The 15,073-nt window shown below is 68.9% G+C and carries 15 protein-coding genes; 12 read left to right on the plus strand and 3 right to left on the minus strand.

Annotated elements, in window-relative coordinates; genetic code table 11:
• Positions 1 to 3 precede the first annotated feature (3 nt).
• The 12 genes from MRBLWO12_RS15065 to MRBLWO12_RS15120 all read left to right on the plus strand — a co-directional run bounded on the left by MRBLWO12_RS15065 (position 4) and on the right by MRBLWO12_RS15120 (position 11,069).
• Positions 4 to 957 carry an ABC transporter permease gene (locus MRBLWO12_RS15065; RefSeq protein ID WP_363556874.1) on the plus strand — a complete coding sequence of 318 codons (954 nt, stop codon included), beginning with the start codon at positions 4 to 6 and terminating at the stop codon, positions 955 to 957.
• Complete coding sequence (locus tag MRBLWO12_RS15070; protein ID WP_363556876.1) at positions 954 to 1,799, plus strand: ABC transporter permease; 846 nt, start codon at positions 954 to 956, stop codon at positions 1,797 to 1,799. Before MRBLWO12_RS15065 ends, MRBLWO12_RS15070 begins: the two co-directional genes overlap by 4 nt.
• Entirely contained in the window at positions 1,796 to 3,481 is a 1,686-nt protein-coding gene (locus tag MRBLWO12_RS15075; protein ID WP_363556878.1) for an ABC transporter ATP-binding protein, read from the plus strand. Before MRBLWO12_RS15070 ends, MRBLWO12_RS15075 begins: the two co-directional genes overlap by 4 nt.
• A gap of 2 nt (positions 3,482 to 3,483) precedes the next feature.
• Positions 3,484 to 4,401, plus strand: a complete 918-nt coding sequence (locus tag MRBLWO12_RS15080; RefSeq protein WP_363556880.1) for a LysR family transcriptional regulator — start codon at positions 3,484 to 3,486, stop codon at positions 4,399 to 4,401.
• On the plus strand, positions 4,398 to 5,195 hold the full coding sequence (locus MRBLWO12_RS15085; RefSeq protein WP_363556882.1) for a carbon-nitrogen hydrolase family protein: 798 nt from the start codon (positions 4,398 to 4,400) through the stop codon (positions 5,193 to 5,195). The genes MRBLWO12_RS15080 and MRBLWO12_RS15085 overlap by 4 nt, the downstream gene beginning before the upstream one ends.
• A gap of 31 nt (positions 5,196 to 5,226) precedes the next feature.
• Positions 5,227 to 5,988: an HpcH/HpaI aldolase family protein gene (locus MRBLWO12_RS15090; RefSeq protein ID WP_363556884.1), complete on the plus strand. Its 762-nt coding sequence runs from the start codon at positions 5,227 to 5,229 to the stop codon at positions 5,986 to 5,988.
• Between the two features lie 245 nt (positions 5,989 to 6,233).
• Positions 6,234 to 6,683: a carboxymuconolactone decarboxylase family protein gene (locus MRBLWO12_RS15095; RefSeq protein ID WP_363556886.1), complete on the plus strand. Its 450-nt coding sequence runs from the start codon at positions 6,234 to 6,236 to the stop codon at positions 6,681 to 6,683.
• 84 nt (positions 6,684 to 6,767) lie between these two features.
• Complete coding sequence (locus MRBLWO12_RS15100; RefSeq protein ID WP_414685486.1) at positions 6,768 to 7,820, plus strand: iron-containing redox enzyme family protein; 1,053 nt, start codon at positions 6,768 to 6,770, stop codon at positions 7,818 to 7,820.
• A complete protein-coding gene (locus MRBLWO12_RS15105; protein WP_363556890.1) occupies positions 7,817 to 8,023 on the plus strand; it encodes a CDGSH iron-sulfur domain-containing protein in 207 nt (68 codons plus the stop codon). The genes MRBLWO12_RS15100 and MRBLWO12_RS15105 overlap by 4 nt, the downstream gene beginning before the upstream one ends.
• A 136-nt stretch (positions 8,024 to 8,159) precedes the next feature.
• Positions 8,160 to 8,837, plus strand: coding sequence for a response regulator transcription factor (locus MRBLWO12_RS15110; protein WP_363556892.1), 678 nt, complete (start codon positions 8,160 to 8,162; stop codon positions 8,835 to 8,837).
• On the plus strand, positions 8,800 to 10,146 hold the full coding sequence (locus tag MRBLWO12_RS15115; RefSeq protein ID WP_363556894.1) for a sensor histidine kinase: 1,347 nt from the start codon (positions 8,800 to 8,802) through the stop codon (positions 10,144 to 10,146). Before MRBLWO12_RS15110 ends, MRBLWO12_RS15115 begins: the two co-directional genes overlap by 38 nt.
• 80 nt (positions 10,147 to 10,226) lie before the next feature.
• Positions 10,227 to 11,069: a hypothetical protein gene (locus MRBLWO12_RS15120; RefSeq protein WP_363556896.1), complete on the plus strand. Its 843-nt coding sequence runs from the start codon at positions 10,227 to 10,229 to the stop codon at positions 11,067 to 11,069.
• A 60-nt stretch (positions 11,070 to 11,129) separates the two neighbouring features.
• On the opposite strand, the gene MRBLWO12_RS15125 is transcribed toward MRBLWO12_RS15120, so the two are convergent.
• From MRBLWO12_RS15125 to MRBLWO12_RS15135, 3 genes are all read right to left on the minus strand, one after another.
• A complete protein-coding gene (locus MRBLWO12_RS15125; RefSeq protein WP_363556898.1) occupies positions 11,130 to 12,275 on the minus strand; it encodes a lysyl oxidase family protein in 1,146 nt (381 codons plus the stop codon).
• Between the two features lie 49 nt (positions 12,276 to 12,324).
• A complete protein-coding gene (locus MRBLWO12_RS15130; protein ID WP_363556900.1) occupies positions 12,325 to 13,293 on the minus strand; it encodes a class C sortase in 969 nt (322 codons plus the stop codon).
• A 78-nt stretch (positions 13,294 to 13,371) separates the two neighbouring features.
• Positions 13,372 to 14,967, minus strand: a complete 1,596-nt coding sequence (locus tag MRBLWO12_RS15135) for a SpaH/EbpB family LPXTG-anchored major pilin (RefSeq protein ID WP_363556902.1) — start codon at positions 14,965 to 14,967, stop codon at positions 13,372 to 13,374.
• Positions 14,968 to 15,073: the final 106 nt, after the last annotated feature.

Consider the following 15,073-nt stretch of genomic DNA (forward strand, 5'->3'; position numbering starts at 1 on the left):
CCTGTGCTGTTCTTCATCCTGAAGCGGATGGCGATGGGGGTGGGGCTGGTCCTGCTGGTCCTCACCCTCATCTTCTCCGCACTCCAACTCGTTCCGGGCGACCCCGCCGTGCTGCTTCTCAGCACCGGCGACGGCGGGGCGCCCAGCCCGGAGGCCGTCGAGAAGCTGCGGGAGCAGCTGGGACTCAACCAGCCGCTGCTCACCCAGTACTTCTCGTTCCTCAGCGGCGTGTTCACGGGAGACCTCGGCGAATCGTTCCGCACCTCCCAGCCCGTGCTCGAGGCCATCGGCGCCCGACTCCCCCGCACTCTGATGCTGGTCGTGTTCGCCACCGTGCTGTCGATCGTGATCGGCGTCGCGATGGGCGCCATCGCCGCACGACGGGGCGGATGGGTCGACACGCTGGTCACCGCGCTCAGCTCTATCGGTGTCGCCCTGCCGGTGTTCGTGTTCGGCGCCGTGCTGATCCTGCTCTTCTCGATCACGCTGAAGTGGTTCCCGGCCGGAGGCTATGTGGACCCATCGAAGGATCTGCTCGGCTCGCTCGCCAGCCTCACCCTGCCGGCGATCTCGCTCGCGGTCGGGTTCGCGGCGCAGATCGCCCGGATGACACGATCGGCCGTGCTGGAAGTGCAGACGCAGGACTGGGTCCGCACTGCGAAGTCGATCGGTCTCGCACCCTTCACCGTGTTCCGCCGGCACGTACTGCGCAACTCGCTCACGCCCGTCGTGACGGTCGTCGGCATCGGCTTCGGCACCCTGCTCGGTTCGACGGTCCTCGTCGAACGTGTCTTCAACTACCCCGGCCTGTCGAGCCTGCTCGTCGACGGCGTCACCACCCGTGACTACCCCGTGGTCCAGGGCGTGGTGATCGTGATCGCCCTGCTGTTCATCGCGATCAACATCGTCGTCGACATCGTCTATGGAATCCTCGACCCCCGAGTGAGGCGAGCATGAAACTCAGCCCCCGCATCCGCCAGGCGATCACGCCCCTGCGGACCGTCATGGTCGTCTACCTCCTGGTGATCATCATCCTGATGGCGTTCGCACCGCTGCTCGCGCCGTACGACCCGATCGCCCAGAACGTCGCGATGCGTCTGCAGCCGATGTTCAGCCCCGGTCACCTGCTCGGCACCGACGAACTGGGGCGCGACATCCTCTCGCGCATCATGTTCGGTGCGCAGGTCGAGCTGTTCATCGCCCTCGGCGCCACTCTGCTCGCCACCGTGCTGGGCACGCTCCTCGGCCTGCTCGGCGGCTACTTCAACGGACTCACCGAAGTCGTCACGATGCGGCTCATCGTCGACGTTATCCTGGCGTTCCCGCCGATCGTGCTCGCGCTCCTCGCCGTCACCCTGTACGGACCAGGACCGATCACGCTCATCATCGCGATGGGCGTGCTGTTCGCCCCGATCTTCGCCCGCATCACCTACGGGCAGGTGTTGTCGACCAAACGCGAGGAATACGTCGACGCCGCCCGCACCTTCGGCGCCCCGACGATTGTGATCCTGTTCCGCACGGTGCTGGCGAACGTCTCCGCACCGATCATCGTGCAGTTCTCGCTCACGATGGCCGCCGCGATCCTCATGGAGTCCGGACTCAGCTACCTGGGTCTCGGCGTGGTGCCGCCCACCCCGTCGTGGGGCTCCATGGTCGCCGCGGGGCAGCGGTACCTCACCACCGACCCGCATGTGCTGCTCGTGCCGGGTGCCGTCATCGTGCTGACGATCCTCGCGTTCGGCATCCTCGGCGACGCCCTGCGCGATCTCCTCGACCCGAAAGCGAAGAAGCGCTCATGAACGAACCGCTGCTGCAGGTCGACGGCCTCTCCGTCGAGTTCCAGACGCCGGACGGCTGGCGTCAGGTCACGTACGACGTGTCGTTCCGCGTCGATCGGCGCAAGACCCTCGCCCTGGTCGGCGAATCGGGGTCGGGCAAGTCGGTCACCGCGATGTCGATCCTGGATCTGCTCCCCGCCAACGCCCGGCGTACCGGACGCATCCTGTTCGACGGTGTCGACCTCGTCCCGATGCGCGACAAAGGGCTCCGGCCACTGCGCGGCTCCCGGATCGCGACGATCTTCCAGGAGCCGATGACCGCGCTGAACCCGGTGTACACGATCGGCCACCAGTTGGCCGAGGCGCTCACCAGCCATCACGACCTCGATCGGAAGACCGTCAGGGACCGCGCGATCCAGCTGCTGCGGGACGTGCACATGCCCGACCCGGAGGAGAAGGTCGATCACTATCCGCACCAGCTCTCGGGAGGGCAGCGCCAGCGCGCCATGATCGCGATGGCGATCTCGTCCGAGCCAGACCTCCTGATCGCCGACGAGCCGACCACGGCTCTCGACGTCACGGTGCAGGCCGAGATCCTCGACCTAATCTCCGAGATCCAGGAGCGGATGGGGATGGCGGTGCTGATCATCACCCACGACATGGGCGTGGTCGCCGATGTCGCCGACGACGTCGTGGTCATGAAGGACGGCCGCGTGGTGGAGGGCGCCCCCTCGGCGGAACTGTTCCGTTCCCCGAAGGAGGAGTACACGCAGGCGCTCCTCGCCGCGGTGCCGCACCTCGGCAAGGCCGACGATTTCCTCTCGGCCGCGCGCAACAAGCTGCGCATCGACGGGGTGACCGCGGCCACGCCGCTGCCCGAGACGGTGCTGCGGCTGCAGGACGCCGTCATCCGCTACCCCGGTCGCTGGCGCCGCCCCGGGTTCCAGGCCATCAACGGCATCGACCTGGAGGTCGCGCGCGGTGAGATCGTCGGTCTGGTGGGCGAATCCGGCTCTGGCAAGTCGACGATCGGCAAGGCCGCGATCGGCCTGCTGCCCGTGACCGAAGGGGTGTTGGAGGTACGCGGCGAGCGCATCACCGGCCGCCCTGGTCGCGCCCTGCGGCAGCTGCGGCGACACGTGACGATGGTGTTCCAGGACCCCGCGTCGTCGCTGAACCCGCGGCGCACGATCGGCCAGGCCATCTCCGACCCGCTGCTCTGGCAGGGGCTCGTGCGAGACCCCCGGGCGCGCAGGAAGCGGGCGAAGGAACTGCTCGAGCAGGTGCAGTTGAACCCGGACTGGTGCGACCGCTTCCCGCACGAGCTGTCAGGCGGACAGCGTCAGCGCATCGGCATCGCCAGGGCGATCGCCACCGACCCGGTGCTCATGATCGCCGACGAGCCGACCTCCGCGCTCGACGTATCGGTGCAGGCGCAGGTGCTCGATCTGTTCCTCGCCCTGCAGCGCGAACTCGGATTCTCGTGCCTCTTCATCAGCCACGACCTCTCGGTGGTCGAGACGCTGTCGAACCGGGTCGTGGTGCTGCGGCACGGTGACGTGATCGAGGAGGGCCCGACGGAAGAGGTGCTGCACCATCCGTCCGACGAGTACACGAGACGCCTGATCGCCGCCGCGCCGGTGCCCGATCCCGAGATCCAGCAGGTGCGTCGCGCCGAGCGGCTCGCGCTGAGGAGGGGGTAGCCATGGAGACCCGACGACTGGAGATCTTCGTCGCGCTGGTCGACGCCGGTGGCTTCAAGCAGGCCGCCGCGAGCCTCTTCATCACGCCGCCGGCACTGTCGCAGCAGATCTCACGACTCGAGAAGGACGTCGGCGTCGCGCTGATCGACCGCACGATGCGCCCGATCGTGCCCACCGAGGCGGGGCGGGAGTTCTACTTCCGCTGCCGTCGGGTGCTCGAGGCGATGCAGCACATCACCCAGCTGCTCGACGACGAGCGCAGCCACGAGTTCGGCCGCGTGCGCGTGGGCATCGTGCCCGCCATGATGTACAGCACGCCGGCGAAAGCGGTGCGCCGGTTCATCCGTGAGCACCCCGCCGCCAATGTGCAGGTGTGCAGCATCGCGACCTCACTGCTGATCGATGAGCTCGAGCAGGGGTCCATCGATGTCGCGGTGCTGCTCACCCAGCCCGATCTGAAGGACCTGTCCTCGACGACGCTGTTCAGCGAGGAGTACCTCGCCTGCCTGCCGGTGGACCACGCGCTGGCCGACCAGGAGGAGATCAGCTTCGCGGAGCTGCGCAGCGAGCGCATCCTCCAAGGTCCGCGTGTGGCCAACCCGGCCGGCTACGACGCGGTCGTCACCGCGTGCATGCGCGCCGGCTTCTCACCGCGGACTCTCGAGGTGATGGGTTCCTACATGGACCACGCCGCGATGGTGTCGGCCGGCATGGGCGTGGGGTTCATGCCGGAGTCGCTGTCCGACATCCACCCGCATGACGTCGTCTACCGGCGACTGGTCAATCCGTCCGTGGGGCTCACGGCGTCGATCTCGTGGTTCGAGCGCCGTCTCGACTCCGTGGGGCGGGCGTTCGTCCGTCACTGCATCACCGAGCTCTCCGATCTGGAGGGCCTCACCCCAACCGAAGGAGAATCATGAAGTTCGCGATCGGCCAGATGGTCTCCGGTGTAGACAAGGCCGCCAACCTCGCGGAGATCGCGCGGTTGACCGAAGAGGCGGCCGCCGCCGGCGCACGCCTCGTGGTCTTCCCCGAGTTCGCCATGTTCGATGCGCCGAAGCTCGACGAGGAGTTCATCAAGGAGGGCGAGTCGCTCGACGGTCCGTTCGTGTCCGGTCTCGCCGCCCTCGCGCGCAGGACCGGGGTCGCGATCGTCGCCGGCATGCTCGAGACGATCGAGGGCGAGTCCCGCGGCTACAACACCCTGGTGCTCGTGACCCCCGAGGAGGGTCTGTCGCGGGTCTATCACAAGCTCCACCTGTACGACGCGTTCGGCTTCCTCGAATCGGACCACATCCGCCCTGGCGACATCGCGGGGCCGGTGACGTTCACGATCGACGACGTCACCGTCGGGATGCTCACCTGCTACGACCTGCGCTTCCCCGAAGTCGCACGCGAGCATGCGGATGCCGGAGTCGACCTGCTGCTGTACCCCGCGGCCTGGATGCCCGGCGCCCGCAAGGAGGATCACTGGAACACCCTCGCCCGCGCACGGGCGATCGAGAACACGCTCTATGTCGCCGCCGTCTCGCAGGGGCCGGCGGTCGGCACCGGCGGCAGCATCATCGTCGATCCCATGGGCATCACGCTCGGGGAGATCGGCGAGCAGAGCGGCATCGCGGTGGCGGACGCCACACCGCAGCGCGTCGCCCAGGTGCGCTCGGTGAACCCCTCACTCGCCAACCGTCGATTCACCGTGGTCGCCTCGGCGTGACGCCGTCACCACAGAACTGAAAGGAAGAAACATGTCTCACACGCTCAAGCAGGGTGCCTGGCTGTCGGATGGAAGCAGCGCGATCGGCGAGATCGTCGCAGGGCTCGGCTACGACTTCGTCGTGCTCGACATCGAGCACGGATCCTTCGACCTCTCGATCCTCGAGCGCTTCATCCCGCTGCTCAAGGGCCTCGGCCTGGAAGTGCTGTCGAAGGTTCTCGTGCCCGAGCGCGGCGCGATCCAGCAGGCCCTCGACTTCGGCTCGGACGGCGTGATCATCCCCCACATCGAGAGCGTCGAGCACGCCAAGCGCATCACCGACTTCGCGAAGTTCCCCCCTCTCGGCTCGCGCAGCCTCGCGGGTGGTCGCACCATGAGCTACCGCGGATACTCCGACGAGTGGATCGCCGCGCAGGATCGCGACATCAAGGTGTTCCCGATGGTGGAGGACCCGGGAGCGCTCCGCGACGTCGAGGCGATCGCCGCGCTGCCGACCGTCGACGGCATCTTCATCGGCCCCGGCGACCTTGCCGCCATGAGCGGTCGTGGCGCCTACCGCCAGACCGAGGCGGACTTCGACGACTTCCGCAAGGTCATCGCCGCGGCCCGCGCGAACGACAAGCCCTGGGTGCTGCCGGCCTGGACCACCGTCGAGAAGGAGTTCGCGATCGCCGAGAACGCCGACTACGTGCTGCTCACGATGCAGCACGCCGCGATCTCGGAAGGCTACGGCAACGCCCGCGCACTGATGGACGACCTCATCGCGAACGCGTCCGTCCCCGCCGCGTCCTGAGCCCGCCCCGGCCCACACCCCGAAGCCCCCGCGCACCCCCGGCGTGGGGGCTTCGTCGTGCGTGGTGCGTGGCTTCGACGGTTCACAACTCCTCAAGAACGCGTGCGATAAGCCTGACAACCGCGTCCCCCGCGCCGAACGAGCGATTTCTGAGGAGTTGTGAACGCGCACGACGTCACACATCCGCGACCTGCGCCGTCGTACCTGGTGGAGGCGCGCACGCGCCCCGGAACGAAGGAGATGACGTGTCGCACGTGAACATCGGCAAGGTCTACGCAGAGCCTTACAAGGCGATGCTCGAGTTCAGCGCCCAGGCCAGTGCCGCGGGAGTGGATGCCGGGCTTTCGCCGCTGCTGGTAGAGCTGGTCAAGATCCGCGCCTCGCAGCTCAACGGCTGTGCGTTCTGCCTGAAGATGCACGCCGCCGATGCCGTCGCGGCCGGCGAGACCGCCGACCGCCTCGCCGTGCTCGCTGGGTGGTGGGAGTCGCAGTACTTCAGCGCCGAGGAGCAGGCCGCACTGCAGATCGCCGAGCGCGTGACCCTGCTGAGCGACCACGGACGCCTCGCCGATCGCGGTGTCGACGTCGATGGCGTGCTGACCGAGAAGCAGATCGCCGCGGTCACCTGGCTCACGGTCGTGATCAACAGCTGGAACCGCATCGCGGTCAGCAGCCACTACCCCGTCGCACCCTGAGAGCTGCGCGGACCCGAACGAGCGGCGGGAGTCAAGACCCTTCCCGCCGCCGTTCGGGCGGGTCAGACTGCCCCCATCCGATCGATGGGAAGAACCGTGAGCCCGACCGCCGTCCGCACAACGACAACCACAGACCTGCACGAGCGAGGTCCGCTGAGCGCCGCGCTCATCCGCAACCTCATCGGCGACGAGGAGTCCGACCACGCCGCGCAGGCCGAGGCGGCGATCGCCCGGACCGACGACATCGTGCGCGACGACGACATCCAGCTCGCGCTCTTCCTGTTGTTCGCCTCGTCCTATGGGGCGCTCCCGCAGATCGACCCGGCCCTGGAATGGGACCCGGACCTGATCGCGACGCGACGCCTTTTGGAGACGGCGTTCGAGCGCGCCCTGCGGACATCCGTGCCGCAGCCGCACCTCCCCGAGGCGACGGTCGACACGGTCGGTCGCGCGCTGTTCGCCCTCGCGGAGGCCGACACCGGCCCCAGCCTGTCGCGGTACGTCGCGAAGAAGGCGACGCCGGAGCAGGCGCGGGAGTTCTTCATCCAGCGCTCGATCTACACGCTGCACGAGGCCGATCCGCACTCCTGGGCGATCCCCCGCCTGCACGGCCGCGCCAAGGCCGCGCTCGTCGAGATCCAGTCCGACGAGTACGGCGGCGGGCGACCCGACCGCGTGCACGCCACGATCTTCGCGAAGGCGATGCGGGGCGCGGGACTCGACGACACCTACGGCGCCTTCCTCGACGCGGTGCCCGCCATCACGCTCGCCTCGCACAACATGATGTCGATGTTCGGGATCAACCGCCGTCTGGTCGGGGCAATCGTCGGCCACCTGGCGGCCTTCGAGATCACCTCCTCGATCCCCAACCGCCTCTACGGCGACGGGATGCGACGGCTGGGCTTCGGAGACGACGTGACCGACTACTTCGACGAGCACGTCGAGGCGGATGCCGTGCACGAGCAGATCGCCGCGCGCGATCTCGCCGGCGGTCTGGCCGAGGACCACCCCGCGCTGCTGTCCGACATCATGTTCGGTGCATCCGCCTGCCTGACCGTCGACGGCTGGGCCGCCGGGCACATGCTCGACGCCTGGGAGCGCGGAGAGTCCTCCCTGCGAACGGATGACCCCCGATGAGCGCCGCCGACCGAGAAGCCACCATCACGCCCTACCCCGACGGCCCCCTGCTGGTACGCGGCGCTGTCGAGCTGCGCACCGCCGACGGCGAGCCCATCGAACCCCGCCGCCGCACGGTCGCCCTCTGCCGCTGCGGGCTCTCCACCATCAAGCCGTTCTGCGACGGCACGCACAAGGCCGCGGGGTTCCGCACCGACGTGTGACCGCGACGGCCGCGGCAGGGCTCAGCCGCCGGCCAGAGGACCACGCCGATCCGAGAACTCCAGGACGGCATCGCGCTTTCCGCGCCCTGCCCCCCGCTTCAGCCCCGATTCAGCCGCCGCCCGCCACACTGGAGGAATGCGGATCCTGGTGGTGGATGACGAGGTGCGTCTGGCGGACGGCGTCCGGCGTGGACTCGAGGCGGAAGGCTTCGCGGTCGACGTCGTGCACAACGGCGTCGACGGTCTCTGGCGTGCCCGCGAGACCCGCTACGACGCGATCGTTCTCGACCTCATGATGCCGGGGATGAGCGGGTGGAAGGTGTGCGAAGCGCTGCGCGCCGAGGAGAACTGGACCCCGGTGCTCATGCTCACCGCGAAGGACGGCGAGTGGGACCAGGTCGAGGCGCTCGAGACCGGCGCCGACGACTACGTCACGAAGCCCTTCTCGTTCGCGATCCTCGTCGCCCGCATCCGCGCCCTCGTGCGACGCGGTGCCGTCGCACGACCCACGATCCTGGAGGCGGGTGATCTGCGGCTCGATCCCGCCGCGCATCGCGTGTGGCGCGGTGAGACGCCCGTAGCGCTGACGGCACGCGAGTTCGCCGTGCTCGAGTACCTGCTCCGCCATCGCGGCCAGGTGCTGTCGAAGCGTGCGCTGATCGAGGGCGTCTGGGATGACGACTTCGACGGCGACCCGAACATCGTCGAGGTCTATGTCGGGCATCTGCGCCGCAAGCTCGACAAGCCGTTCGGCCGCGAGGCGATCGAGACGATCCGTGGCGCGGGATACCGGCTGGCGGCCGACGGTGGCTGAGCGCGGCTGGCGCTCGGTCCGCGGGCGCACCACGCTCGGCGCGACCCTCGTCGTCGCCGCCGCTCTGCTGGTCGGGGCGTTCTCCTTCTACGGTGTGCTCAGCGCCAGCGTGCACGGCAGTGCCGAGCGTGCGGCGGAGCTGCGGCTCTCCGAGCTCACCGAGCGTGGCGACGGTCCGGGAGGACGGTCGGTCGATTCGCTGGATGACGAGATCGTGCAACTCATCGGCGCCGACGGTTCCGTACGGGCCGCCAGCGAGGATGCCCGCGAGGCGCTCGGGTCGACACCCCTCCCCCTGTCCGACGACCCGCAGACCATGACGATCGACGGCGAGCCGATGCTGGTCGTGTCGGATGACCTCGACGACGATCAGATGCTCGTGCTGGCGGTGTCGATCGAAGACGGCGCCGAGACCCTGGCGACAGTCGCGACCCTGCTCGCTGTCGCGGTTCCGCTGCTCCTGCTCCTGGTCGCCGTGACGACCTGGCTCGTGGTCGGTCGCGCCCTGCGCCCGGTGACCCGTATTCGCCAGGAGGTCGACGGCATCACCGCGGAACGACTGCATCAGCGCATCGCCGTGCCGGAATCCGCAGACGAGATCGCCGCACTCGCGACGACCATGAACCGGATGCTGGACCGCCTCGACGCGTCCGCCGCGGCCCAGCGGCGGTTCATCTCCGACGCCTCGCACGAGCTGCGGTCCCCGCTCGCGACGATCCGTCAGCACGCGGAACTCGCGCAGGCCCATCCGTCGACCACCAGCATCGGCGAACTGTCCGAGGTCGTCTCCGAGGAGGGGCTCCGGTTGCAGGGGATCGTCGAGTCATTGCTGCTCCTCGCCCGCCTCGACGAGGGGGTGAGCGGGCGCGCGGAGCCGGTCGACCTCGACGACATCGCACTCGGCGAGGTGCGGCGGCTCCGCGCCTCCGGACTCGATGTCGACGGCGCCGGCATCCGTGCCGCGCGTGTGAACGGTGATCCGCGCCTGCTCGGACAGCTGCTGCGCAACCTCGCCGACAACGCCGCCCGCCACAGCCGCGGGCGCATCGCGATCGGGGTGGCGCCTTCCGACGCGCACGTGTTCGTGATGATCGAGGATGACGGCGCCGGGGTGCCGTCCGAGGAGCGCGAGCGCATCTTCGAGCGCTTCGTGCGCCTCGACGAGGCCCGCAGCCGGGACGCCGGCGGGAGCGGTCTCGGGCTGGCGATCGTGCGTGGCATCGCGGCCGCCGCAGGCGGAACCGTGATCGTCGACGAGTCCCGCTGGGGCGGCGCCCGGTTCGTCGTCACGCTCCCGCTCGCCCGCTGAGCGAGAGGGAGCAGGCATTCCTGAAGAGGTCTTCAGGACGCTTCAGGGTGGCTTCAGCGCCTCCGCGGGAGCATCGATGCATGGACGACAAGAACCAGAACCAGAACCACGACCTCACCCCCGACCAGACCCCCGAGCCCACGGCAGCCTCCGCGCCCGACGCCCCGACCGTTCCGGTCGCCCCGGCAGCAGCATCCGACGCCACAGCGCAGTATCCGGCTGCGGGCCAGCATCCCGCGCCCGCAGCGCCTGCCGCTGACGCACCGAAGCCGCGCCGCACCCGCGCCCTGCTCATCGGAGGAGGCATCGCCGCCGCCGTGCTCCTGGCGGGCGGAGGGATCGCCGTCGGCGCCGCGATCGGCGACGAGTTCGGCGATGACGATGATCGCTCCTCGGTCTCCGACGATGCACGCCATGACGACGCCCCCGCCGATCGCGGCGACCAGCGTGGCGACCGGGACGACGATGGAGGCGCCGGCTCGAACCGCGGCGCGGCGGTGACCGGCATCGGCACCGCCTCCGCCGACGAGCTCGTGGCGATCGCCGACGCCGCCCGCCGCGCCGCCGAGGGCGATGTCACCTCGATCGACGCGAAGCGCGACGGCACCTGGGAGGTGCAGCTCACCGCCGCGAACGGCGACGAGACCGATGTGCGTGTCGACGCGGACCTCGGCACGAGCATCGTCTCGACGGATGCCGCCGACGGCGATGACACCGGCCCCGCGCTCATCCTCGACGAGGCGACCATCCGCTCGCTCGTGGCCGCCGCGCTCGACGAGGCCGACGGGATGATCACCGACCTCGACGTGGACAGCGACGACGTCAGCCCCTACGACGCCTCGGTGCTCACCACCGACAACCGTTCGATCGACATCGACTTCGACTCCGCGTTCGCGGTGGTCGGCACCGACATCGACGACTGAGTCCGAGCGTCCGGCACTCGTGGTCGCGCCCGGTGCGCACCTGGACCTCGGGCGCGAGCCCTACGGTGCGCGATAGTCGACCGGGAACTCCACCGCGTTGTTGGTGGTGTCGGATTCGAGCAGCAGTCCGCCCGGATCCACCGTGATGCGGACCCAGTAGTCCCCTGAGGGGAGGCCGGTGACGTCGATCCACTGGTCGGGTAGGTCAGCGCCGTAGTAGTCCGCGTAGCCCGTGTTGATCCCCTGCTCCTCGATCCCGCACTCGAAGGGAGGCAGCTCGAGGAACACGTCGCCGTCCGCGCGCGCTGGCGGATCCACCGGGACGACATCGGTCAGACAGAAGCTGATCTTGGTGCTGGACGCCACCACCGTTCGGCGATCGGCGGCCAGCAACTCGTAGCTCTCGAACTCGTCCAGATGGAAGTGGTGATGCTCGGCGTGATACACGAAGTGCCCGGCATCGCGCACCAGCACCTGCCCGGGCGCATAGATCCGCTGCTGCACGTCCTGCATCCCGCTGTCGGCGCTGACCGCACCGGCGGTGACATGCAGCAGCCCGCCGAGGTTGGCGGTGGACGAGGCGAAACGCAGCAGCACCCGTCCGGGCTGGGTCTCGGTGTCGACCAGAGTCTCGGTCGGGGGCGGGTTGTCGTCGCCGAGTACTGTCAGCTGCGGAGCCAGGTCCGGCAGGGCGAGGTCGGGGCACTGCTCTTCCGAAAGGCACGGGGCGAGGGCGGTGACCGGTACCGCCCGGCTGCTGCCGAGCGTGAACGTGAACGACTGGGTCAGCGCCGTGGGCTGCGGCAGGTGGGTGACGGCCGGCCCCTCGACCACCGGCTGCACCCGCACGTCTACCGTGGTCTCACCCGGCGTCAGGTTCTCGATCTCCGGGAACACGAACACCCCCGACGCGTCGGTCTCGGCCGTCGCGAGCGCCACGGGTCCCGTCGAATGCACCCGCACGGTCCAGCCGCTCAGCACCGGCTCTCCACGGCCCTGCGCACCGTCGCCGTCCCGGTCCTGGAAGAGGAGGCCGGAGATCCCGGATGCCGATGGCGACGGCAGCGCCGGAGGGGGCGGGGTGCCCGCGGACTTCGCATTCCACACCATGAGACCCCCCACGACCGCGACGACGAGCACCGCCGCACCCCCGACGATCCAGAGCAGGCGACGCGAAGACCGCGTGCTCTGGACGGTACGCGTCACCGCGGCACCTCGGCACCGGAGCGGCGGTACTCGTCAGGCGAGAGACTTCTCATGAGACCCGATCGTGCCGTATCGGACGCCGCCGCGCATCCGGAACCGCCTCCCTGGTCCGCCCCGCCCACCCGGCATAGCCGGCGATAGCAGCCAGTGCAGCACCGTAGCCGAGGAGCCACCAGGGGAATCCGGGTGCCTCGGAGGGGCCGGTGGCCGCTTCGAGCGCGCCAGGGGGCGTCGGAGTCGCGCGCTCACCGGTGACGAGGATGCGGTGGCTGTTGATGCCCAGTGGCGTGCAGGTCACGAGCGTGACGAGGTCCCGTCCCGCCTCCTGCCGGATGCTGGTGGTATCGGCCGGATCCACGACGCGCGTGTCGACCACCCGATAGGTCAGCACCTCGCCGAAGGTGTTGACGGTGAAGAGATCGCCCACCTCGACGCGGTTCAGGTCGGTGAACATCGTGGCATCGGCGAGTCCGCGGTGCGCGGTGATGACGGCGTGAGTGCTTTCACCACCGATCGGGAGGGATGTTCCTTCGAGGTGACCGGCACCACGCAGCAGGGTCTGCTCACTCGTTCCGTGGTAGACCGGCAAGTCGACGCCGATTCCGGGAATCTGAATGCGGGACATCACGCCTGAGGGCGTTCGCAGCACGTTGTCGTAGTCGAATCCGCCCTCGATGACACCGTCGCCTTCCGGCACATTGGCGTGCGCAGCGAGCAGCGCTCCCGACGAGAGTGCGTCGTTGTAGCGGTGCGCCTCGGCGAGCTGCGCCGCCGGACCAGGGGCAGCAGCATCCACGTCGTCGCCGTAGTCTCCGACGAGAAGGGACTGGTTGTAGGAGGAGAGCCAGCTCGCTGCCGGCGAGTAGGTGAGCACGGTCGCACCGGCGACCGCCGCGATGACGGTCAGGATGAGGAGCGCGCTCGGCCGCCAGCGCCGACTCGGACGGCGCTGCTCCCGACGAGCGTGCGTCGCCGGGGGCGGAGGGAGTGCGCCCTCCTGAGAGTCACTGGTGATCATCGTCATCATGCTCCGGTGTTCACGGCCTCGGGGCAAGTGGCACTGGGCCACTTGCCCCGAGGCGTCGGGCGTCGCTGGTCAGGCCTGAGCCTGAGCGCGACGGCGAGTGATCAGCACACCGCCGACGGCGATCGCAGCCAGCGCGATGCCGGCGATCGTGAGAGCGAGCTGACCGTCAGCACCGGTGAAGGGCAGCGTCGGGACGCCCTGCTGCGTGTTGTCGATCGCGATCAGCGGCACGGTGCCGTTGTCACCTGCGGCGACGATGACCTCTGTGAGTGCCGCAGCGCCGATCGGCAGGACGAAACCGGCCGGGGCGGCGATCTCCTTGAGCACGTAGCAGCGCTCGGAGTAGTCGTGACCAGGCGTGTTCACGTCGGTGACCGTGCCGTCTGCGGCGATCTCGAGCTCGGTGTCGCCGACCCACAGACCGGGGAACACCACCGTGCCGTCGGCAGCGGAGGTCACCACGAGGGGGGTCGTGGTGCCGGGTTCGGTGACGACGTCGAGAGTGTCGATGTCGGCGGCGCAACCGGCGCCTTCCGTCAGACCCATGTAGATCTCGAACTGTGCGCCCGCAAGACCATCGGTCTCATCGGAGGCGTTCACCTTGATCGCGGTCAGGTTGCCCCATCGCGTGCTGACCTCGTTCGTCGGCGAGCCACCAGGGCCGTTCGGCGTTCCCGGAGTCAGTTCGAAGTCGTTGATGTTCACGTACGCGATGTTGACGATGTCGCCGACGGCGTTCGCGGCGGCCTCGAACGCCACGACGACGTTCTGGTCGGCAGCGAGCTTCGCGAGTCCGGTCGGGGTGAAGGTGACCGTCAGGGTCTGCCCCGCCCACGCCGGCGTGTAGTCCGTACCCTGCACGAAGGTCGCCCCACCGAAGACCGAGACGCTCACGGTGGTGAGGTCGGTGTTCGGGGTGAGCTTCGAGTCGAGCGTGTCGGTGAGAACGAACGAGTCGTACGTCTGCCCCTCCGCCAGTGCCGGGATCTTCGTCGTCACCTGGTAGTCGATCGCAGCGCCCAGAGCGGCTCCGTTCTCCTCCTGGTCGACGATGTTCTTTCGCGGGCCCTCGGCGATCGTGTTCTTCGGGTAGACGTGCACGTCGTAGACCCACTCACCGTCGAGCGGATCACCTGCGACGCCCTCGTTCACCGCCGGCGTCGGAACCGTCACGATGAACGGGAGGGCGGGTGCGACCACATTGCTCGGTGCGTCGATCTCGCGCACGAAGTACGGTCCCGTCGCCAGATCAGGGGTCGTGACCGTGCCGTCGACTCCGGTGGTCACCGTCTGGCACCCGGTCAGGTCGTAACCGGCGAGCGTCGCACCGGTCTGTGCGGCGTTCTTCTGAGCCTGGGTGATCGCGTTGATCGCGTCCCACCCGGTGTTGGTGCCGTCGAACAGGTCGATACCGTTGATCAGGCAGTACTCGAACACCACATCGGCGATCGGGTCCGTGTTCGGCTGCGTGCCGGTTCCATCAGGGTTCGCCGCACCGTTGCCCGGGTTCGCGAACTTGTGGATCGTGATCGATCCGAGCTGATCGGGGTCGATCTCCGCCGCCTGGGCCGCAACCCCCGCGGTCAGGACGCCCAGCGCCCCGAGCGACAGCGCTGCAGTCAGCGCGGTGGCCCGACGCACACGCGTACGTGTGAGTGAAGTCATTGCATTTCCTTTCGAAGTTTTCACCACAGCCGTGGTGAAGGTGATTCCGGCGCCGACGCTCGGGCCGGAGAAGGGCCGGGGCGGGCGGAGGGGAGATCCTTCCCGC

This window comes from Microbacterium sp. LWO12-1.2, assembly GCF_040675875.1.
Lineage (GTDB): Bacteria > Actinomycetota > Actinomycetes > Actinomycetales > Microbacteriaceae > Microbacterium.

Bases quoted from the DNA above. Each gene is read 5' to 3' on its own strand.
- MRBLWO12_RS15070 (WP_363556876.1), top strand. From the start codon at position 954: ATGAAACTCAGCCCCCGCATCCGCCAGGCGATCACGCCCCTGCGGACC.
- MRBLWO12_RS15075 (WP_363556878.1), top strand. From the start codon at position 1,796: ATGAACGAACCGCTGCTGCAGGTCGACGGCCTCTCCGTCGAGTTCCAG.
- MRBLWO12_RS15080 (WP_363556880.1), top strand. From the start codon at position 3,484: ATGGAGACCCGACGACTGGAGATCTTCGTCGCGCTGGTCGACGCCGGT.
- MRBLWO12_RS15085 (WP_363556882.1), top strand. From the start codon at position 4,398: ATGAAGTTCGCGATCGGCCAGATGGTCTCCGGTGTAGACAAGGCCGCC.
- MRBLWO12_RS15090 (WP_363556884.1), top strand. From the start codon at position 5,227: ATGTCTCACACGCTCAAGCAGGGTGCCTGGCTGTCGGATGGAAGCAGC.
- MRBLWO12_RS15100 (WP_414685486.1), top strand. From the start codon at position 6,768: ATGGGAAGAACCGTGAGCCCGACCGCCGTCCGCACAACGACAACCACA.
- MRBLWO12_RS15105 (WP_363556890.1), top strand. From the start codon at position 7,817: ATGAGCGCCGCCGACCGAGAAGCCACCATCACGCCCTACCCCGACGGC.
- MRBLWO12_RS15110 (WP_363556892.1), top strand. From the start codon at position 8,160: ATGCGGATCCTGGTGGTGGATGACGAGGTGCGTCTGGCGGACGGCGTC.
- MRBLWO12_RS15120 (WP_363556896.1), top strand. From the start codon at position 10,227: ATGGACGACAAGAACCAGAACCAGAACCACGACCTCACCCCCGACCAG.
- MRBLWO12_RS15130 (WP_363556900.1), bottom strand. From the start codon at position 13,293: ATGATCACCAGTGACTCTCAGGAGGGCGCACTCCCTCCGCCCCCGGCG.
- MRBLWO12_RS15135 (WP_363556902.1), bottom strand. From the start codon at position 14,967: ATGACTTCACTCACACGTACGCGTGTGCGTCGGGCCACCGCGCTGACT.